This is a genomic window from Shewanella sp. c952 (assembly GCF_019654975.1).
Taxonomy (GTDB): Bacteria; Pseudomonadota; Gammaproteobacteria; order Enterobacterales; family Shewanellaceae; genus Shewanella.
In genome coordinates, this window is sequence record NZ_BPEW01000057.1 from 1 (window position 1) to 19,544 (window position 19,544).

A 19,544-nucleotide genomic window follows, 5' to 3' on the forward strand; every position below is an offset into this window, starting at 1 on the left:
GAATTATTTTTGTTTGTGAGTTTTAAAAGGTAGAGGTAAAAGATTGTTGTTAATGACTCACTATTTCAGTTGAACTCGAGCTCTTTAATCGGAAGGTAAATAAGGCTTATTGATGTTATTAAGACTCCATACTCGTTTCGGTTTGAGTGGGAAGGGAGGCAGTATTGCTCAGCGCTGCCAATCAGAATCGCCCTATTGCACAGGTATCGCTTGAGTTGTTTAAGATCAAACTAATGTTAACTGGTTAGTATAAGAGTGTTAATGGCTGAGTTAACCTCATACACTAAAGACAGAATAATAATTTTAGGTATCTTTGATGGCTCCAATTATCTGCAGTAGTGCGCGACAAGCAGTGTCTTTAATCGAAAGTGGTGAAACACTTTGGACCCACTCTATGGGAGCAACACCAACCCTATTACTCAACGCGTTGGCCGAACATGCATTGACTAAGCAAGATTTAACTTTGCTGCAACTGCACACTGAATGCGCCGAATCTTTGAGTGATGAAAAGCTTAAAGGGCATCTGCGACATCGCTGTTACTTTGGAGGCTTGCCAACACGATCATTGCTGCAGCAAGGGGACGCAGATTATGTACCGATCTTCCTTTCTGAAGTGCCCAAGTTGTTTCGTTCTGGTGAGCAAGCAATCGATACCGCGATTATTCAAGTGTCACCACCAGATAAGCATGGCATCTGCTCTTTGGGGATCTCAGTAGAAGCCACATTAGCCGCTTGTCAGGTGGCAGGTAAGATCATTGCCCACATCAATCCTCAAATGCCGCGAACTCACGGCGATGGTTTTATCCATTATGATAAATTTTCTGCCGTATATGAGCAGAGTATGCCGCTGCCACAACACCCTTTAGCGGCTAGTGATGAGGTAAGTCTGGCTGTTGGAAAAAACGTGGCACAATTGGTGCGTGACGGAGATTGCCTGCAGATGGGCATAGGTGCTATTCCTGATGCGGTACTTTCTTGTTTAACAGAACACAGAGAGCTTGGCGTACATACTGAATTGTTTTCTGATGGGGTACTTAATTTAGTTGAACAAGGGGTGATCACTAACCGCTGTAAACAGGTACACCCAGGAAAAATTGTTACCGGTTTTGCACTCGGTAGTCAGCGGCTTTACGACTATGTTGACGATAATCCGTCGGTGATTTTCATGGATATTGAGCAGGTTAATGATACCTCCATTATTCGTAAAAACCCCAACGTAATGGCGATTAACTCTGCATTACAGGTGGATATCTCTGGGCAGATCTGTGCTGACTCCCTAGGCACTAAAATCTATTCTGGCGTGGGTGGACAGATGGATTTTATCCGCGGAGCGGGTTTATCAGAAGGCGGGCGTTCAGTGATTGCACTGCCAAGCACTGCTGCAAGAGGAACTGTATCGAGAATCGCAACAGTGTTATCGCCAGGTGCTGGAGTGGTAACCACTCGCGCACATGTACACTATATTGTTACCGAATACGGTATTGCTAATCTAAGAGGAAAATCACTGCGAGAACGAGCCCGTGATTTGATCGACATTGCTCATCCTGATTTCAGAGAGCAACTTTGCCAAGAGACGTTTGATATGTGGGGCTTGACGGTTTAATCACATCCTACAATGGCTGATACTATTTGCCAGCCCCTTGTTTTGGCATATCGGAATTTCGGCCGCTAAGGTTTAGCCCGAAGTTGTCAGTTTAAGTTTTTATTTATTGACCAGCGAGGAAGTCATTGGGCGTTAATCTTGATGGCTGACCAATGGGGTTATGCAAGCTGGGTTTATCTATTTGTTGCACTTCAAAGTCATGCCTAAGCGCAGGCGTTAATAGCTCATTAAACATATCTACCTGCTGATTATTCGGATTTAGCCATGCAGCCATTATTAACTCATCTTGGGGTAAAATCATTGGGCTGGCTTTGCTGTGAAAAGGCATTAAGTCAGGATGCGGGGCATTAGTGATAATCGAGCATGAAGTGACACTTTCACCTGTTCTTGGGTGATGCCATTCTCTAAATAAACCGCCAAAGGCAATCGCTGCATCTTCAGCGACAAAATCATGGTAAACGCTGCTTGAGCCAGATTTTTCTGTTTCACCAAAGCCTTTAGCAATCACAATACAACGGCTTTCCCTAAAGGCATTATAGCCTGCGCTGTTGGGCTGATTGAGTTTGTCGTAACGGGTATTAAAAGAGGTAAATCGGCTTGGCTTAAAGCCATCATAGGTGGTTTGTTGTAGTAGCCACCATGAGGCTGTTTGCAAAAATCGCTCGCCATTATGCTCACGCACAATGCTGATGTCATTGGTGGGCATTTTAAAGCGTGAAAACAACATCTGTTCGCTGTTATTGATGCGCAGATCTTCCATCAATGCCTGCACAAACATATCATCGATAATATTAAGCCGTCCGCACATTCGCGCTCTCTGTTATATGGCTCGATTGCTATAACCTAGCACAGTTGATTGTTCGATAGTGCTCTATTGCGCTGGATATCGATAGTACTCGCATCGACTACAGGGTTTAGGCTGATATATTGCAAATACAAAAAATCCAGCAATTATAGTATTGCTGGATTTTATGTTTGCCTGTTGCGCTAGCGTTAGGCTGTTATCTATTTTTGACTCGCTTAGAAGCGGTAGTCAACAGATAGGTATAGTTGCTGGCTGTCATTCAAAGAAGCAGTTTCTGTGCCGACTACAGCGCCGTTATATGGTACTGCTTCAGGACCTAAGTTTTCTTCATAGTCTTGCTTAAGGTAACGGTAACCAATTTCAGTGCTTAGGTTGTCGTTAATCTTATACATAATACCAGTCTGACCACCCCATACGAAGGTGTTCTTAGAGTCTAGTGTGCTAGCGTCTGGACTGATGTGGTTCATACCCGCTGTTGCACCAATGAACCAGTTCAACTTGTTGCTATCGCCAAGTCCAACTAGGTAATCATATGACATTAAGAAGCTTTGCTGCTTAGAAAAATCATCTGAGTTGTAAGAGTAAGTACCGTATACACGGTTGTTGTCATTTAAATAAACACCAGCTCTTAGTTCGTAAACTGCATTGCTTTCAGTTTCTTTGACAGATTGTGTTTGTGGACCACCAGCAATTGGGTTTTGAATTTCTGGCACGTAAGAACCTTTATAGGTGTTCTCTTGTGCACCGACGCCGCCGCCGATAAACCAATCAGCTGCCATTGTTGGTGCCGAAATTACAGTTGCGATTACAGACGCTAAGATAAGTGATTTAGTTTTCATGTTTGTGCTCCCACACTAAGAAATAGTTTGATTGTGCTAATTGCCAATCTGGTGTTTCGTTTTGTTGGAGCCATAGTAGGGGACAGTAGCTGAATAATAACTGAATGATATTAGCGATCGTTCTGTTTTCTGTTTTAGCTATAAGTAACAGAATGCAGTACCGTTAATCATATGATCTATATGGATTAAATTATTTGTTTTTATTTGTGATAATGAACAATAGTGTCGCTAAATGGCAACTTATTTCAAGTCTATTAGTGGCTGTTATGGTTACGTTCAGCTTGATGAGCAAGAACGCGAGTATTTTTATTGGTCAAAAATATTGACTATAGAGTGACAGCTTCAGCTCGAATAGCGAGATCGTAAACTTAAAACGGGCTCGTTTAGTGTTTTAACTCTATTTTTTGCAGTGCTAAGTTTAACTTCAGCATCACTTCAGCTTAGTGGGTAATAATTACCCATTGCTAATGGATTGTTTGGTTTAAGTTCAACCCGTTTGACCTTCATTTAAACATCACTTACCTCATTATTTCTTTATAGGCTTAATCTAGACATGCTTAATTTTTTTAAAATTATGGCGGTATCGTCGATGCTGCTGTGTATGACATCTGCTAACGCAATAGAGCGGGAGCCTCACAAAGAGCGCTATGACCGTACTTTTCCTATTTGGGCTCAAGAGGCGATAGATCTTGGTCATGAACTGCCGAAGCCCTACGGTTTTACTTTTAATTATATGACCATGGAGCAACCGCTAGTCGTCGACTCAGTGGCATTTTCTGGCCTTGGAGGTCTAGATGACATGCTCAGTATCACCGGCAGCGAGGCGATGCAGGACTCTGAAACCATTACATTTCGAGCAGATGCTTGGGTGCTGCCGTTCCTAAATCTTTATGGCCTTATTGGACACACAAAAGGCAGTAGCGTCGCCAATGTGCAGTTAGAAGCTGACTGGTCAACTATTTTTCCGCCGGCTGCCTGCTTGGTTGCTCCGTGCAATGGCAGCAGCGATCCATTTGATTTTGAGCTCAACTTCAAAGGCACCACTTATGGCGTTGGCGGCACGTTAGTTGGCGGTATCGGCAATTGGTTCGCACTACTGGATGTTAATTACACCAACACAAACTTAGATATTTTAGATGGTGAGATCAGCAGCATTGTAGTCTCTCCTCGTGCGGGTTATAGAACTAGCTATGAGCAGCATGACATTCAAGTCTGGGTCGGTGCCATGTACCAAAATGTCGAGCAAACCTTTAGCGGTTACTTACGCGATATTGGTATTCCATTGGGCAACGCTAAGTTCGAAGTAAACCAGCATCTTGAAGATAAATGGAATGGCTTATTGGGCGGTCAGGTGGGCATTACTAAAAACATCGATCTGTTGATGGAGTTAGGTTTCGGTACCCGAACCAGCTTTATGATGGGATTAGGCTACCGCTTCTAGCTTACGAATGACGGGGGGAGTTATGCGGATAATTAATCTATTACTTTTTGTATTAGTGGCGGCAGGGTGTTCTATCGTCGATAAGGTTGACTCGACTGAAAAGTCATTACTGATAGAGGCGGGTTTTGTGCAGCAACAAGTCAATCTCATTGAAGGGGGCACGCTTAACTATTGGCAAGCCGGGCAGGGTAAAACCGTACTGCTCATTCATGGTTTTGGTGGCAGCGCAGTGACGAGCTGGCAGCAGGTTATGCTGCAACTGAGTCAAAATTACCACGTGATAGCACCCGATCTTGCTTGGTTTGGCGACTCAGTGAGTCAGGCTAAGCCAAGCCTAGAAGTGCAGTCCAAAGCAATGACTCAGCTTATCGATAAACTCGAACTTGATAAGGTCAATGTCGTCGGCATCTCTTATGGCGGTTTTGTCACATTTGATTTAATGATTAATGAACCCAAAGTAGACAAAGCAGTGCTATTGGCAAGTCCTGGGGTACTGTTCTCAAATACTGATTTGGCGGCAATGAATCAGCGTTTTGAGACCGCTGATGCAAGCGATATTTTTGTACCACAAACACCTAAGCAGATGCGCCGTTTATTAGAAGCAACATTTATCGATTTCCCTTGGTATCCGAGCTTTATCGACAGTGCTATTTTTGAGCGCTATTTTGCTAAACATCTTGATGAAAAGCGCCTGCTTATCGGTGGCTTAACTGAAGATAGAGATCGTATTGCGAGCAATATAAATGTCGACGCATTGCCCGATAGCATGCTTATTTGGGGAGAGAATGATTTAGTTTTTCCATTAGCATCGGGTATTCAACTGGCTGATTACCTCAATTCGCCGATAGTGGTTATTCCCGAAGCAGCCCATGGGCTGAGTAATGATCATCCGGATATCATCAGCCGCGCGCTTAAGGCATTCATCCAATGATACCATCTCAGATTAATCAGCAGCTCACCACGATTATAGCGGCGTTATTGTTACTGGTTGGATGCAGCAGTGCTGACTGGCAAGTGCGGGCGCTACCGAGTGAAGCCGCAGTTGCAGCCGCACTCGATAACGAGCCCGATCCATTGCTGTTGGGTGATATTGTGCTGCAAGATTTACCCCTGGTGCGGATGCCGGAAGATGTTCGCCCTTGCTGCGCGTTTGGTAATGCTCAAAAGGTACAAGTGGCGTCAATATCAGTACCATTTTTTCGCTATGCCAATACCTTAGCAATCGACAGCGTTGGGCCGCATGCTTTTGAGGCGGGCACATTTAGCTATCAGAAAGATGCACCTAACGGCAGTCGTGGCGGAGAAAACAACGGCCAGATCTATACCCTGCGTGGCGGCTTTATCGATTTAGCCCATGTGCGCGATACCGCCGACAATGCCATTGCACTGTTCTATCGTATTTACCCTAAGTTGGGCGAGGCGCAAACCATTACATTGCCTGATGAGATAGGCCCACGCAGCATAGAGCTCGCTGCGTTTGATACTCAAGGTTTAACTGCCGCTCAGCGTTGGGAAGTGGCCGCTACCATTGCAGTCAGACAAGCTTACTTTATGGCAGAAGCACATGAAATAGCCCAGTGGCATGGTTACCGTAGCTGGGCACCTTGGTCTGAGGCGGTATCTGCTTATTCGCCAGAAGATCTCTATTCCAACATGTTGGGCGCCAAAATCGCACTGGCCTTGCTAAGCAATAATCTGGCAATGAATAAGGAACTGTATAACCAGCATATGACCCAATGGCTCAGCGCGACGCTTGACTGGTTAGAGCCGGTAACGATAGCGCAAACCAATGCCATGTTTGATGTTATTGATGGTGTGTGGTGGGACTCCATGCAGCCGCTGCCGAGCAAGTTTATGTTGCTTAAACGTCACTACGAGTTAGGGGATAAGCAGTCGCCCTATTTGGTACCTGAGGCGCTGGCCAAATCGCATGATCAGTGGACAGAAGTTAGCAAACTTTATCAGTCTGATATTCAACCTCACCACTTAGCGCTGACTAACAGCATACATGGCGTAGATATTGATGCCATCGCCCAGCAAAAGCTGCGGGTGGCGGACAAGTTTCAAGCCCGCTTTGGACACATTCCTGAGTCGTTGTGGCGTAATGGATTTAGTCACCAGGATTTCTATCACATCAGTGAATACAACCAGATCCAAGACAATATTGAGTTAGCTGAGCATATAGAGCAAAAGGCGCCCCATCTTAGTGAATTAGAGGTGCAGCCATGAATATGGGTTATAGCGCCAAAGCAGTTGGGGCTTGCTGTGGGCTTATTTTCGCGCTGAGCACTGTCATCGTAGACGCTAGTGAGCAGATTGCTGCTCCAGAGCAGCACGCGGACGCTGAATCACAAGGCTGGCTGGAAGATTTTTTGGCGACTCTTGGAGCCGATGGCGAATTTGACTCTGACAAGCTGATTGATTTTAGTTATCTGCCGGGGCCGTTCTATAACCCAGAGATGGACTTGGGGGTGGGGATCTCTGCGGTTGGTTTATACCAATATGATCCCGATGATGAGGTTAGCCAGCTATCCTCTTTAGTCATCAATGGCTTGGCATCCACTAATGGCGCTTTAGGTGTCGCGATAGCCAATAAGACCTTCATTAACCAAGACAGACAACGCTTCTATCTCAACGCTGAGTTTTTTGACGCACCGGATGTGTTTTATGGTGTGGGTTACGATAATAACCACGCAGATGTTAATCGGGTTGAGTTTAACCAGCGGATTATGTCGGTCAATCCTATGTTGCTACAGCGAATGAGTCCCAGCAGTTTTGTAGGCATCGGGTTTGACTTTAGCTACGCCAGCGCAGATAGCATTAACCCTTTCGATTCAAGTGTGGAGACCGAGATATTACAAGATAGCTCGCGCAGTGTCGGCGTCAACTTACTGCTGAATCACGACAGTCGAGATAATGTGCTGAATCCACAATCCGGGCGGATCTTGGAGATCGATGCGGCTTTCTATCGGCAATATCTGGGCAGCAAAACTGACTTTGAGGTGTATAACGCATTATATAGCGAATATATGAAAACCGGCCGTGATGAAGATATTTTAGCCTGGCAAGTTCGTGGTCGCTTTACCTCTGGTGATGTCCCTTGGGATCAACTTTCAAAGGCTGGTGGCGGGGACTTACTGCGTGGTTATACATCGGGGCGTTATCGAGATAAACAGATGTTGATGACCCAAGTGGAGTATCGACTTAACCTTCCGGGTCGTCACGGCATGGTTTTTTGGGGGGGAGTTGGTGCTATTGCTGATGATGTCAGTGCGTTTAGTAGTCATCAATTGTTACCTAATGGCGGTGTCGGTTATCGCTTTGAAGTTAAACCTAGGGTCAATTTAAGGCTTGATATGGCATGGGGCGATGGTGACACTGGCTTTTACTTTAACGTCAACGAGGCATTTTAGTCGCGTTGATAAGTATAAAAAAAGGCTCTTATGAGCCCTTTTTATATTGTCGCTTTAACAGTGCTAACGATTACTTAAAGACTTTTTCATTGGTGCCGTATGGGCCTAAGTTAAGGTCACGCTTACGGATCTCATCAACACGGTCAAATGCTTCTTCTGCTACGCGTAGGTTTTTAACATCTTTGCGCCAGTAGTATTTGAAGCCGTTGAAATGTGCATTGTTCGGGTACCAGTACATCACGCCTAAGCCTCTGTCAGACATGATTGGGGTGTTGTGGATTGTTGCACCGGGAATATAGAAGTATTGACCTGTGCCTAGTTTTTTAAACTGGTTATCAGCAAGAGTTTGCCCTTCACCATTGACTACGTAGTAACACTCTGGCTGACCATGGAAATGTGGCGCATGGTCTGATTTACCGCCATCAGTAATACCAATAACCGTTGGGCTATCAGAAAGCTCTTTCCAGATGTAGCCAACAGGCGATTTTGACTTATCACAATCTTTAACTTCTAATACATTACCGTCATCATCGAGTGTTTTACAGAAGCGTTGGTCGGCAGCGATACTGCTATTTGATTTAATACTATTGAAATCAATTTTTCCCGCTTCCCAGTCAGCAATATAAGCCTCAACTTCAGGATTACTACACTGTACTGGCATGGTGTCTTGTGGTGAATATGGCGTGCTGTCATATGGCACTGGCGTCATCTGCTGGTATGGACGTTGTGCATGGTCGCACTGTGGACCCGCAGCCATAGCGACTGTTGAAGTCATTGCGGCGATGCCGAAGATCATTTTTAGTTTCATCATTCCTATCCTATTTTTAGCTGATGCAGCTTTTGCTGCGATATTTTGCTCGTTTTAACGGGCTTGGACTAACAATAATGCGATCGTGTGGGTGTAAGTTTGAAATAGATCACGCCGTGTTTTGCTTAACAAACTTATTCGTGAGCAGGGTCGCGAATATTCTTTTCTATCGATCTCATTAAAGGTAAAACTGTAAACTTAGCTGGGCATAATTTGATGAGCCTTGAGTTGCACCTTGCTGTGAATACGCAGACAACTGGTCATCTATTTGGTAGCGTCCTAGCTCAAAACCTAGCGCTAATACCGGCGTTAAGTTGGTAAAAATGTTGGCGCCAATGTGGAAGCGATCAGTTTGTTCCACCTCGGTGGTGGTGTGACCGTAGAATAGACTTGAGCGGGTGGCTTCGGTCCAAAAGTGACGGTAGGCAACCATGGCTGAACGTGTGGTTTCAAGTTCGCCGTTGACAATGTCTCGTGCAGCATCGGTACCGACATATCGACCTAAATTGCCGTAATGCAGTTGCAGCCGTAGGTCATCTTTACCGAAGGTGTAAAGTTTGGCTGCAACTGATACACCAGCGCCAAATTGGGCGCTATCCTCTGGGTCTAAATAACGTAATAAGCTCGACACTGAAACATTGCCCCAGTCGCCTTGTTGGTCATAGCGGATAACGGCATCGGGTACGTAGTCATTACTAGGATCTATCCACTGTTTCTCTGTAGCGCTACTTTGCTCAGTAGTGCCATAGGTGTAGGGGTTTTCCAGTGCAAATTGCCAGTGACTGGTTTGGTAACGCACCAGTGCTTGGCGCACCATTGTTTGGCCGACAAGTGGCCCACCAAGGTCGGCAGTTTCGGCGAAGGTGCTGCTATTAACCATGGTTGACCATGTTTGCCCTGCAGTGACGCCTTGGTATTCAATATAAGCATGTCTGAGGCGCGGACTGTAAGAGTTTGAAAACACTGCGTTGCCTTGGGATGAGCCCGCAAAATCGATTTCAGCAAAACCGCGGACATCGCCCTGTTTAGCACTAAAGTTAAAACGGCTTTCAGCGGCACTAAACTGGCTACGCTTAGCCGATTCAGTCACGCTTCCTCCACCTGTCCAACTATCTTGAAAGGCAATATTGCCTTCAACGTAGCGCGCATTGGCCTTTAAAAAACCGCCAAAATGATACTCAGTGGCTAATACTGGCGTAGAGAGAAGCGCTGCAACGCTGAGGTACAGGGGCAATTTTATTGTTCTTTTCATGGTGTTTTCTTGTTGAAATGGGCGACTCAGACTGAATTGGAGTCGACTTGTAGGGGTTACAACTGCGGCAGTTTAACCGTCGAAAATAGCGCTATAGATGAATAGAAATGCGAGTAGTAGGCGGGGAAGTGGGAGCGACTTCCTCGCCTACGCTTTAGTCAGCTATTTCTTTATCCTTTAGAAATAGTAACCAAAGTTGATGTTAACGCGTTTGTCCCAATCATCACCCATCTCTGGTAGGCCAACGTGATCGTTGTTGGCTGTTGAGAAGGTCATGTTTTTACCCATAACAAAGTCGACCATGGTGTAAGTTGGGCCTGCTGAAATTGCACAGCCGGTTACGTTTTGCATGCTGTTGTCGTAATCATCGTCATCAACATCTGGGGTCATTAAACCAAAATCGTTGTAGCACTTAACGCTACCCCAATCAGTATTAAAGGTTTTCGCTAAGTTAACGCTATAAGCTTGACCTTTAGAGGCGATCTCATACTGCCAGCTAACAACCGACACACCGATTTTGTTTGGATCTTCAGCATCAGCGGCGTCGTACTCATATTGCATCGCTTGTAGTTGCAAGTTCCAACCTTTGTAGCTGCTGTCTAAGTGCAGTGCTACCGCATAACGGTCGCCGTTGTTACCGGTTTTGCTGTTATAGATCTGGCCGTACTGTACTGAACCACCGAAGGTTGTTTCACCACCTTCATGTTCTGCAGTATAGGTTTGGCGTACGTTGAACTGGTTAGTCTCTTCGTTGTTGTACTCAGTACCATTAATGGTGCCAGTGTACAGATCGGTAGAGTAACGCTTGTTCTCTGTTGGTCCATATTCAGCATTCTTGTAGAAAGCTAAATCTGTGTGCCAGCCATTTTTCTCATAGATGGCTTTTACACCTACATCGTGGTCATCTTCAAAACCTAGGTAGTAAGGCAGACCAAACCACCAGCTGTTCGAGATAAAGTCGCGGTTACCAAAAGGCACCTTGTTAATACCAAACTGTAGCTGCCAATCTGGGTCAATATCGTAGAAGCCATAACCATACTTAATATAGTTAGTGCTTGAGGTAAAACGGTATTCTGCCGCTAATCCCCAATCGCCTTTCTTGCCGTCAAACTTAATCGCCGCCATATCAAAGGTGAGATCGCCACCTTTATCTTTTGAGGCTTCATCGTAGTCTTTGTAACCGTAGTTAACGCGCACTGCGCCACCTACGTTAATGCCATCTTCTTGCTCGTCGGCATAGGCCGCTGAACCTGAAAGTGCGATTGCTGTAGCCACCATCGACAACATAAACTTTGTGGTTTTTTTCATCATCATTCCCCTATCTATTTTTAGATTTTTTGTATTTCAATTTGTGGCATTACATCTCTTCAAACCAAGTACGGTGGCACTCTGCGCAAACTGGTGCCTTTTTCTCGTGCTCGCCATGACATGCCAGGCAACTAGCGCCTTGGTTGTAATGCAGTGACTTGTGTGGATCTGCTTCTGGAATTGCCAGTTTGCTCTGATCAACCTCAATGCTGTTGATATCGCCGTGGCACTCAACGCATGCCGCATCGGTAGCGTTTTTCTTACCTGAACCTTGATGGCAAGACTGACAGCCATCTTGGTAAATAAATTCGTGATTAACTCGGCCTTTAGTACTGCCTTTCATTTTGACCAGTTCACCGGCCACAGCGCCGCCAGATATGGCTAGAGATAGCAGAGCGGTTAGCAATAATTTGTTCATTAGACGGCTCCCTGAAGATCGGCTTTGATGGTTTCAGCAACAACGATTCCCATCGCTAGACACTCTAAACATGAGGTTGAACTCAGGCGTGCCTCACCATGAATGCCGCCAGTCACTTCGCCAATGGCATAGAGGTTTTTAATCGGTTTCATTGAGCGACCATCTACCACTCGAGCACCAAGATCGGTTTTTAAGCCTCCCATGCAGTAGTGCACTTTTGGCCAAATACGCGAAACGACAAATGGGCCTTGTAGCAATTCTGCAGTGTCCATCTTGCGGTTGAATAGCGGATCTTTACGGGCGGCAACGTGGGTGTTGTATTCACTGATGCTACGCTTGAGTTCCGTTGCCGGAATATCGAATTTGGCTGCGATATCATCGAGTGAATCAAGCTTCCAAGCCATCTTGTCGCGGATTGCACGCACGACTCGATCATCTTTGGCGTAGTTGTTGTAGTTAAACAGCACGATTGGGTATGCAGGGCTACCGTCTTGATAGCGGTTTTTCATTATCGCTTCAGAGCAGGTTTTACGATCGGCGCGCTCATCCATAAAACGTTTACCGTTCAATACACTAATCGAAGCACCTTGATGCCAACCGATTGATAACAATGCATTAGACCAGCCAAAGCCACCCTCGTCAGGCGAGCCCCAATGGCCAGTTTGAATCAGGTTCATGTGCACTGGCAGTGCGCCATGAGCCATGGCGGTTAAGGTGACTTCACCGGTCGCGCCTAAAGCATTGGTACAGTCCAATGTTGGATCGAGTGATGGATCAACCGCTTGGCGCAGCGCCATATTACGGGCAAAGCCACCATTAGCTAAAATGACCGCTTTATTAGCTTTAATGAAAACACTGCTGCCAGTTTTTAGATCGGGGAAGCGGTAGTTCTTACGTACTTTTACGCCGATGATCTGCTGACCGTCCATGATGAAGTCTTCGATGTAATGCTGCAGACGATACTCAACGCCCTCTTTTACACCTGCTTCATAAAGCTTGGTAGTGATATCGCCGCCTGTGCCGTGTTGAGTGCGAATAGCGCGCGCTTTATTGTGGCCGCCAACTTGAATGTTGAAGTCTTTTTTGAATTTAACGCCGGTGTCGATACAGAGTTCATAAGCATCTAATGCGCGATTGGCTATTTGACGCAGCGCCGCTTCATTTTGCATGCCACGACCAGAAATAATCTGATCGTTAACTAACTCTTCTGGTGAATCGTCACTAACACCTTGCGCCAGTTGTACTGGATTTTTAGGGATAGCTAACCAGCCGCCGTTGATGGCTGAGTTGCCACCAATCACCTGCATTTTTTCTAACACTAATACCGAACCAAGCCCTTGGCGTTTGGCATTTAACGCTGCAGATAATCCAGCGAAGCCTGAGCCGACGACTAAGGTGTCGACAGTTTCTGTCCAGTTAATTTCGCCACATGTGTTTGCTTGAACCGTACCGGGTAATGTTGCAGCTACGGTGCCGACTGCAGCACCCGCTGTTAATTTCAAAAAGTTTCTTCTGCCTTGCATTCTTAAATCCTCTGAATGGGAATGAGGTAACGATAAACGCAAGTTCGGCCGCTAAAGGTGAACTAAGTCACGTGATTTTTTCAGCGACAAATTTATTCGTGAGGCCGATCTCGAAGATCTTTTCTCTAAGTAAAATTGCTTAGCGAGTTACGGCGAAAAATGTGACAGGATTTTATACTGAGTTAATAGATTGAGTTGGAATGTTTGTTTGAGGTAACTCACAAAGGCTAGCAATAAAGTGTTTTTTGCGTGATGTTAATCTCGATTAGCGATGCCTCAACTAAACCAATAAATATTAACAGCGCATAATTAATGCAAATTGATCTTAAGGCTTAATGATGAAATGCCCGACTGAAGCATTACCAATGATGCGTTGTAATCAAATACTCGATGCTGCGGAGCTGCTCATAGAGTCACAGGGGATCGTGTCATTTAAGTTTTCTCAACTGGCGAAAGAGGTTGGCTGTTCAACCGGTACCTTGTACAAATTCTTTGAGCGTAAAGAAGATGTATTAGTGTGCTTGTTTCTTCGCAGTGCAACGTCTAATCATCTGCCAATTTTTGTCAGTAAGAACCCCGAGCTTACTGCTCAGGAAAAGACATTGCTGCCAGTTTTATTTACCTTCGAAACCATTAAGCGAAGTAAAAGCTTTTTTACGTTACGTTCGGTGTCGGTCAATACCATGGTATGGCAGTTGGCGAGTGATGAAAAAATCACCAAGTTTAAGCAGCGTATTAATGGTTTTTGGAATTGGTTTACCCAATCACTAAATGAAGCCATTGAGCGAGGAGAGCTCGAAGCGACTCCTTTGCAGGTTAAGGAACTGGTGCAAGGTATCGCATTTTACCTGACAGGCTCTTTGACTCAATTCGAGAGCCAGCTTATTGCTCCTGAGTATTTGGGTAATCGCCGCGAAACCTGTTACCGCCATTTAGCGCGACTAATGGGGCAGTACAAATGGCGTAAACCTTTAACTCCTGAACTGTTTGAGTCGCTAGAAACAAGAAGCTCAGATTTTTTCGACAAGCATTACCGAGATCATATGACCTGTGCTGCTTGTAGTGCATTATGTGCAGCTAGCAATGATGTGAACTCCGCGTGTTCTCGTCTACAGGCGATTGCAAGATAGCTAAAAAAAGCCCTCATACTAGAGGGCTGGATCGAAATTAGATGGTGTCTAATAGTGATGTTTGAGGTGTTGCTGTCGATCCTAAAATTGAAGCTCATAGCCATTGTATATATTGGGAGCAATGACCATGAGCTGCAGGGGAACTGAATGACTAGAAGTAGTAACCAAAGTTAATGTTTACTCGCTTATCCCAGTCATTGCCCATTTCAGGCAAGCCAACGTGATCGTTGTTAGCCGTTGAGAAAGTCATGTTCTTACCCATGATAAAGTCGATCATAGTGTAAGTTGGGCCCGCGGCAATGGCACAACCGGTGACATTTTGCATGCTGTTGTCGTAATCATCGTCATCAACATCAGGGGTCATTAAGGCAAAATCGTTGTAGCACTTAACGCTGCCCCAATCGGTATTAAAGGTTTTAGCGATATTGGCGCTATATGATTGCCCTTTAGACGCAATCTCATACTGCCAGCTAACCACTGATACACCGATTTTATTTGGATCTTCAGCATCTGCGGCATCGTATTCATACTGCATCGCTTGTAGCTGCAAGTTCCAGCCGTTATAGCTTGAATCTAAGTGCAGCGCGACGGCATAACGATCGCCATTATTGCCGGTTTTATTGTTGTAGATCTGGCCAAATTGCGCCGAGCCACCCAAGGTTGTTGAACCACCATTGTGCTCAATGGTATACGTTTGACGAACATTAACCTGGTTGGTTTCTTCGTTGTTGTACTCAGTACCATTAATGGTACCAGTGTACAGATCGGTCGCGTAACGCTTGTTCTCTGTTGGACCATATTCAGCATTCTTGTAGAAAGCTAAGTCTGTGTGCCAGCCATTACTTTCAAAGATAGCTTTAACGCCAACATCATGGTCATCTTCAAAGCCTAGGTAGTAAGGAATACCAAACCAGAAACTGTTGGAGATAAATTCAGGGTTACCAAAAGGCACTTTGTTAATACCAAATTGCAGCTGCCACTGTGGATCGATATCGTAAATACCGTAGCCGTACTTGATATAGTTAGTGTCAGAGGTAAAGCGGTATTCGGCCGCTAAGCCCCAGTCGCCTTTTTTACCGTTAAACTTAATCGCTGCCATGTCAAAGGTGAGATCGCCACCTTTATCTTTTGAGGCTTCACTGTAATCTTTATAACCGTAGTTGACCCTGACCGCACCGCCTACATTGATGCCATCTTCTTGCTGTTCTGCAAATGCAGTTGAGCTAGAAAGTGCGATCGCTGTCGCGACCAGCGACAGTACAAATCTATTGCTCTTGTTCATCATCATTCCTTGTTTATCTTATCCGTTAGCTGTTTAGTGGTTGTGATCATGCTCTTCGGCAGTATTGATCTTCACTGGATAAGGGATCGTCTCTATGCCACTCAAGTGATAACCCGTTTTGGCAAAACCTGCTTGAGCATATTTGACGCTTAGTGTGCCAGCGACATAAATAGGCTGCTCTAAATCACTAATCGCGATTGGTACGTCAAATGAGACGTGGATCAGTTGATTAGATGCGGAAGGCGGCTTATGAAAACAGGCTCCTTGTTGCGGTGTTAGCAGGAAGTTTTTGACATAGCCACTGTTCTTACCATCAAGCGGCACCACAAAACCGGGAATAATCACCTTCTTGCCATCAAGCGCTAAATTAACGTTGGTTTTTGCGGGAAGATCTGCAGCACCTGGCGCTAAGTTATGCCATAAAATTGGTTGCGCCTCTTCAGCAGCAAGAGCGGGGCTTAACAAAAGACTGAACACTAGGATAAGATTTTTCATATTTTATAATGGGGCCAATTAAACTTGGCCCCATACTCTTGTTGGAGTTTAAGTCGGACTACTTAGCTTTTTGAACAACATCCCAGCCGTAACCACCATTACCTGAGCGCACAAGCTTAGAGTTGGTGTATGGGATAAAGTCGAACATTAGCTGCTCACCTGGACCTACATCTTGTGGCCACTGGTACTTAAAGGTTGAGAACTTACCGTCAAGTGGGAACCAGTACATGTAGATCAAGTCTTGATCGTCATAAGTATTTGGCGTGTAGTGCATCGCTTTACTTGGGATCTCGATGTAGTCACCAGGTCCAAATGGTTGCATGCGTTCCTGTGCCCAAGTTAGACCTTGACCGCTTAGACCGTAGTAACATTCCATTTCACGATGGTAGTGAGGTGCAGCCGTACCTGGTGCAACTCGTACTAAACCAATTACTGTTGGCTCATCGTTTAGTTCTTTCCAACACATGCCAACTTCCGTCGCGCTAGCACCGCCTTCTGGACATGGGATAAGGTTGCTTGGGTCATCTACGCGCCAAGTTAACCAGCCAGATTCGTTAGCGCCCTTACCGCCATGGTCATTAGACTTGATGTTGTAGATATCTTTTTCACCTGATTGCAGCTCTTTCAGGTAAGCCATAGCTTGCTCTTGCTTACACACCATTGGCATGACTTTGGTCGGTGCATTAATGGTCGACAAGGTTGGCTTTTCATTGTGCCAAGGCTTATCTGCTGGCTTATCACCGGCTACAGCACAACCTGTAACAAGAATTGCTGACATCGCGAGTAGTTTTTTCATCATCATCTTCCTTTATATATGTAGTTTTATGTTTATTGCTTAAATTTTGGGAAATCAAAGTTGTGGCAATCCATGCAAATGGCTTGCTTCGGTGTATGCTCACCGTGGCACTCCATGCACGGCGCTTCTTGGCCGTAATGCATGCTGTCATGAGGGTTTTGTCTTGCTTCATGACCTTCACGTTTTGTTTGCTCTGCCAATTCGCTCATGTCGTGACATTGCAAGCATGAATCGTCTGATGGAAAAGCTTTCATGCCCTGGTCGTGACAGGTTTTACACCCTGAGTCGTAAACCATTTCGTGGTAGTCGCGTTGGTCACGAGCTTGTGCTGAAACGGCAATGCAACCACCAAGAATGAGTGCAAGTAATGTGTTAACTGTCTTCATGGTAATTTTCCTTATGCCTTCATCATTGAACGAGCAGCAGTTACGCCAAATGCCATACACTCAGGTGTTGAACAGCCACCAAGTCGGCTCACGCCATGTACGCCACCAGAAACTTCACCTGCGGCATAAAGGCCTGGAATGCTTTGTCCTGTTTTTGCAGCAATCACTTCTGCTTTGGCATTAATTTGGATACCGCCCTGGCAGTAATGCACTTTTGGCCATAAGCGCTGCACGATGAATGGTGCAGTCAAGTAAATACCTGTACTCATGTTCATGCGCTTACCAAACTGTGGGTCTTCGCCAGATTTAACGTATAAATTCCAATCATCAATTTGCTTTTTAAGCGCTTTTTTAGGCAGGTCGAAGTGCTTAGCAATCGCATCTACACTGTCAAATTCCCAGGCGACGTTGTATTTCAATACATTAGCCATTGATGGGTCTTTCATCGCTTCATGCTTAGGTGCGATGAGAAGTGCTGGGTTAGGATTACCGTCTTTATCGCGGCGCTGTACTTCTAAGTCGGCGCGTGTTTTACGATCTGCCGTTTCGTTCATGAAGCGCTGGCCGGTGTTACGGTCGATAGCGATAGAGTGCGGGAAGTTATAGAGCGAGAACCCGGCGCCATAACCGAAGCCGCCTTCATCGGGAGATGCCCATGGGCCAGACTGAATAAAGCTCAAATGTACTGGCATTGCGCCTTCTGCAAGCATGGCGATAAGGCCATCACCTGTGGCGCCGCGAGCGTTAGTGCAACCAACTTCATTGCCAAGGTTTGGATCAAGTGCTTGGCGGAAACTGACATTGGCACCGAAGCCACCGGTTGCAATCAACACACCCTTTTCAGCTTTTACATTGATTAATTCGCCAGATTCTTCATGGCCGAAGTGGTAACCGCGTCGCACTTGGATCCCAAGTACTGTGCCGTCTTTGGCTGTGATTAAATGCTCGAATTTATGGCGGATTTTGGTTTTAACGCCGTAGCTACGTGCAGTTTTTAGCATTGGGCGGATAAAGCCAGCGCCGCTGCGTTCAACCACTTGGTGGCTACGTGTGGCGCTGGTACCGCCAGTATTGATGATGTGATCGCGGTAAACACAGCCGCAGTCTTTAGTGAGCTGGTAGATGTACGGACCTAGCTCGGCGCTGTGTTTAAGCAGTTCTTCACTTGCATAACCGCGACCTGATTTGAGTTGGTCTTGCACCATCAGTTCGGCGCTATCTTCAATGCCGAGTTGTTTTTGTAGGTCTGTATTAGCGAAACAAGCTTGGCCAGCATTGAGGGTACTGTTGCCGCCATATACGCCTAATTTTTCAAAAATGACGATATCTTTGGCGCCTAATTTACCGGCTTCTACCGCTGCAGCCAGCCCGGCAAAACCAGAACCCACGATAACGATTTCATGTTTTTCATCCCATTCAACATCAGATGAATTAGCGCTTACTGCTAATGGTGAAAGTGCGCCAACGGCAGCAGCTCCAGCTCCAAATTTTAAAAACGAACGTCTTGTTTGCATATTGTTATCTCCAATTAACTTGGGGTTACAATATGCTTCTGCTTGTCATTCAATTATGCGCGAAATCACACTTTGTATCGGGCGATAAAGTTTTTTGTGGTACTGTTCAAGAAAATGTTTCTTTTATGTATCTAAATTAGCCTAAGCCCATAAAATGGAGCTGGTTTTATATAAAGTTAGGTATGAATATGCAATGTCCAAATAGCCATGCAGATGCGATTCGTTGTAATCAATTGTTAGATGTTGCTGAAGAACTTATTGATAATCAAGGCGTTGTTTCATTTAGGTTTGCACAGATAGCAAAAGGTGCAGGCTGTTCAACAAATACATTGTATAAATACTTTGAATCAAAAGAAGATGTGCTGGTTTGTCTTTTTTTACGAAATACAACATCGAGTCAAATACCTATATTTATAAAAGAAAATCCAGATTTAACTATTAATGAACGTTCTATTCTTGCCGTTTTATTTACATTTGAAGTTGTGAAAAGAAGCCCAATATTTAATATTTTGAGAGTTGTATCTATTAATA

Annotated in this window: 19 protein-coding genes; 7 read left to right on the plus strand and 12 right to left on the minus strand. The window is 45.2% G+C overall.

Going from position 1 to position 19,544, the window contains the following annotated elements; all coding sequences use genetic code 11:
• Positions 1-316: 316 nt before the first annotated feature.
• Positions 317-1,603, plus strand: coding sequence for an acetyl-CoA hydrolase/transferase family protein (locus tag K5R16_RS21210; protein WP_220740306.1), 1,287 nt, complete (start codon positions 317-319; stop codon positions 1,601-1,603).
• Between the two features lie 103 nt (positions 1,604-1,706).
• Here K5R16_RS21210 and K5R16_RS21215 read toward each other — a convergent pair whose 3' ends face one another.
• Positions 1,707-2,411: an SOS response-associated peptidase family protein gene (locus tag K5R16_RS21215; protein ID WP_220740308.1), complete on the minus strand. Its 705-nt coding sequence runs from the start codon at positions 2,409-2,411 to the stop codon at positions 1,707-1,709.
• 212 nt (positions 2,412-2,623) lie between these two features.
• The gene (locus K5R16_RS21220; protein WP_220740310.1) at positions 2,624-3,247 is read right to left on the minus strand and encodes an outer membrane beta-barrel protein; all 624 of its coding nucleotides are present in this window, start codon (positions 3,245-3,247) and stop codon (positions 2,624-2,626) included.
• A gap of 589 nt (positions 3,248-3,836) precedes the next feature.
• Between K5R16_RS21220 and K5R16_RS21225 the strand changes: the two genes are divergently transcribed.
• From K5R16_RS21225 to K5R16_RS21240, 4 genes are read left to right on the plus strand one after another with little or no spacing between them, the layout of a single operon-like run.
• Positions 3,837-4,688, plus strand: a complete 852-nt coding sequence (locus tag K5R16_RS21225) for a virulence protein (RefSeq protein WP_374758416.1) — start codon at positions 3,837-3,839, stop codon at positions 4,686-4,688.
• A 22-nt stretch (positions 4,689-4,710) separates the two neighbouring features.
• Entirely contained in the window at positions 4,711-5,619 is a 909-nt protein-coding gene (locus K5R16_RS21230; RefSeq protein ID WP_259649973.1) for an alpha/beta fold hydrolase, read from the plus strand.
• Positions 5,616-6,917 (plus strand): DUF4056 domain-containing protein, encoded by a 1,302-nt coding sequence (locus K5R16_RS21235; RefSeq protein ID WP_220740314.1) that lies wholly within the window; start codon positions 5,616-5,618, stop codon positions 6,915-6,917. The genes K5R16_RS21230 and K5R16_RS21235 overlap by 4 nt, the downstream gene beginning before the upstream one ends.
• Positions 6,914-8,101 carry a BamA/TamA family outer membrane protein gene (locus K5R16_RS21240; protein ID WP_220740316.1) on the plus strand — a complete coding sequence of 396 codons (1,188 nt, stop codon included), beginning with the start codon at positions 6,914-6,916 and terminating at the stop codon, positions 8,099-8,101. Before K5R16_RS21235 ends, K5R16_RS21240 begins: the two co-directional genes overlap by 4 nt.
• Positions 8,102-8,171: 70 nt before the next feature.
• Here the strand turns inward: K5R16_RS21240 and K5R16_RS21245 are convergent, their stop codons facing one another.
• The 5 genes from K5R16_RS21245 to K5R16_RS21265 form a co-directional block, all read right to left on the minus strand.
• A complete protein-coding gene (locus K5R16_RS21245) occupies positions 8,172-8,912 on the minus strand; it encodes a cupin domain-containing protein (protein ID WP_220740318.1) in 741 nt (246 codons plus the stop codon).
• Between the two features lie 175 nt (positions 8,913-9,087).
• Entirely contained in the window at positions 9,088-10,161 is a 1,074-nt protein-coding gene (locus tag K5R16_RS21250; protein WP_220740320.1) for a DcaP family trimeric outer membrane transporter, read from the minus strand.
• 177 nt (positions 10,162-10,338) lie between these two features.
• A complete protein-coding gene (locus K5R16_RS21255; RefSeq protein WP_220740322.1) occupies positions 10,339-11,472 on the minus strand; it encodes an OprO/OprP family phosphate-selective porin in 1,134 nt (377 codons plus the stop codon).
• Between the two features lie 46 nt (positions 11,473-11,518).
• Positions 11,519-11,887 (minus strand): cytochrome c3 family protein, encoded by a 369-nt coding sequence (locus K5R16_RS21260; protein ID WP_220740323.1) that lies wholly within the window; start codon positions 11,885-11,887, stop codon positions 11,519-11,521.
• Positions 11,887-13,410 (minus strand): flavocytochrome c, encoded by a 1,524-nt coding sequence (locus tag K5R16_RS21265; protein WP_220740325.1) that lies wholly within the window; start codon positions 13,408-13,410, stop codon positions 11,887-11,889. The genes K5R16_RS21260 and K5R16_RS21265 overlap by 1 nt, the downstream gene beginning before the upstream one ends.
• 338 nt (positions 13,411-13,748) lie before the next feature.
• Between K5R16_RS21265 and K5R16_RS21270 the strand changes: the two genes are divergently transcribed.
• Complete coding sequence (locus K5R16_RS21270) at positions 13,749-14,540, plus strand: TetR/AcrR family transcriptional regulator (RefSeq protein WP_220740327.1); 792 nt, start codon at positions 13,749-13,751, stop codon at positions 14,538-14,540.
• A gap of 151 nt (positions 14,541-14,691) precedes the next feature.
• Here the strand turns inward: K5R16_RS21270 and K5R16_RS21275 are convergent, their stop codons facing one another.
• From K5R16_RS21275 to K5R16_RS21295, 5 genes are read right to left on the minus strand one after another with little or no spacing between them, the layout of a single operon-like run.
• The gene (locus K5R16_RS21275) at positions 14,692-15,825 is read right to left on the minus strand and encodes a hypothetical protein (protein WP_220740339.1); all 1,134 of its coding nucleotides are present in this window, start codon (positions 15,823-15,825) and stop codon (positions 14,692-14,694) included.
• A gap of 30 nt (positions 15,826-15,855) precedes the next feature.
• Positions 15,856-16,317, minus strand: a complete 462-nt coding sequence (locus K5R16_RS21280; RefSeq protein ID WP_220740329.1) for a DUF3299 domain-containing protein — start codon at positions 16,315-16,317, stop codon at positions 15,856-15,858.
• Positions 16,318-16,375: 58 nt separating this feature from the next.
• Positions 16,376-17,113, minus strand: a complete 738-nt coding sequence (locus tag K5R16_RS21285) for a cupin domain-containing protein (protein ID WP_259649974.1) — start codon at positions 17,111-17,113, stop codon at positions 16,376-16,378.
• Positions 17,114-17,145: 32 nt separating this feature from the next.
• Positions 17,146-17,499 (minus strand): cytochrome c3 family protein, encoded by a 354-nt coding sequence (locus K5R16_RS21290; protein WP_220740333.1) that lies wholly within the window; start codon positions 17,497-17,499, stop codon positions 17,146-17,148.
• A gap of 11 nt (positions 17,500-17,510) precedes the next feature.
• Positions 17,511-19,013: a flavocytochrome c gene (locus K5R16_RS21295; protein WP_220740335.1), complete on the minus strand. Its 1,503-nt coding sequence runs from the start codon at positions 19,011-19,013 to the stop codon at positions 17,511-17,513.
• A 188-nt stretch (positions 19,014-19,201) separates the two neighbouring features.
• Here K5R16_RS21295 and K5R16_RS21300 point away from each other — a divergent pair.
• A partial coding sequence (locus tag K5R16_RS21300) for a TetR/AcrR family transcriptional regulator (protein WP_220740337.1) occupies positions 19,202-19,544 on the plus strand: 343 nt, incomplete at its 3' end.

Excerpts from the sequence above, each read along its gene's own strand:
- K5R16_RS21210 (WP_220740306.1), top strand. The coding sequence starts at position 317 with ATGGCTCCAATTATCTGCAGTAGTGCGCGACAAGCAGTGTCTTTAATC.
- K5R16_RS21215 (WP_220740308.1), bottom strand. The coding sequence starts at position 2,411 with ATGTGCGGACGGCTTAATATTATCGATGATATGTTTGTGCAGGCATTG.
- K5R16_RS21220 (WP_220740310.1), bottom strand. The coding sequence starts at position 3,247 with ATGAAAACTAAATCACTTATCTTAGCGTCTGTAATCGCAACTGTAATT.
- K5R16_RS21225 (WP_374758416.1), top strand. The coding sequence starts at position 3,837 with ATGCTGCTGTGTATGACATCTGCTAACGCAATAGAGCGGGAGCCTCAC.
- K5R16_RS21230 (WP_259649973.1), top strand. The coding sequence starts at position 4,711 with ATGCGGATAATTAATCTATTACTTTTTGTATTAGTGGCGGCAGGGTGT.
- K5R16_RS21235 (WP_220740314.1), top strand. The coding sequence starts at position 5,616 with ATGATACCATCTCAGATTAATCAGCAGCTCACCACGATTATAGCGGCG.
- K5R16_RS21240 (WP_220740316.1), top strand. The coding sequence starts at position 6,914 with ATGAATATGGGTTATAGCGCCAAAGCAGTTGGGGCTTGCTGTGGGCTT.
- K5R16_RS21245 (WP_220740318.1), bottom strand. The coding sequence starts at position 8,912 with ATGATGAAACTAAAAATGATCTTCGGCATCGCCGCAATGACTTCAACA.
- K5R16_RS21250 (WP_220740320.1), bottom strand. The coding sequence starts at position 10,161 with ATGAAAAGAACAATAAAATTGCCCCTGTACCTCAGCGTTGCAGCGCTT.
- K5R16_RS21255 (WP_220740322.1), bottom strand. The coding sequence starts at position 11,472 with ATGATGAAAAAAACCACAAAGTTTATGTTGTCGATGGTGGCTACAGCA.
- K5R16_RS21260 (WP_220740323.1), bottom strand. The coding sequence starts at position 11,887 with ATGAACAAATTATTGCTAACCGCTCTGCTATCTCTAGCCATATCTGGC.
- K5R16_RS21265 (WP_220740325.1), bottom strand. The coding sequence starts at position 13,410 with ATGCAAGGCAGAAGAAACTTTTTGAAATTAACAGCGGGTGCTGCAGTC.
- K5R16_RS21270 (WP_220740327.1), top strand. The coding sequence starts at position 13,749 with ATGAAATGCCCGACTGAAGCATTACCAATGATGCGTTGTAATCAAATA.
- K5R16_RS21275 (WP_220740339.1), bottom strand. The coding sequence starts at position 15,825 with ATGATGAACAAGAGCAATAGATTTGTACTGTCGCTGGTCGCGACAGCG.
- K5R16_RS21280 (WP_220740329.1), bottom strand. The coding sequence starts at position 16,317 with ATGAAAAATCTTATCCTAGTGTTCAGTCTTTTGTTAAGCCCCGCTCTT.
- K5R16_RS21285 (WP_259649974.1), bottom strand. The coding sequence starts at position 17,113 with ATGAAAAAACTACTCGCGATGTCAGCAATTCTTGTTACAGGTTGTGCT.
- K5R16_RS21290 (WP_220740333.1), bottom strand. The coding sequence starts at position 17,499 with ATGAAGACAGTTAACACATTACTTGCACTCATTCTTGGTGGTTGCATT.
- K5R16_RS21295 (WP_220740335.1), bottom strand. The coding sequence starts at position 19,013 with ATGCAAACAAGACGTTCGTTTTTAAAATTTGGAGCTGGAGCTGCTGCC.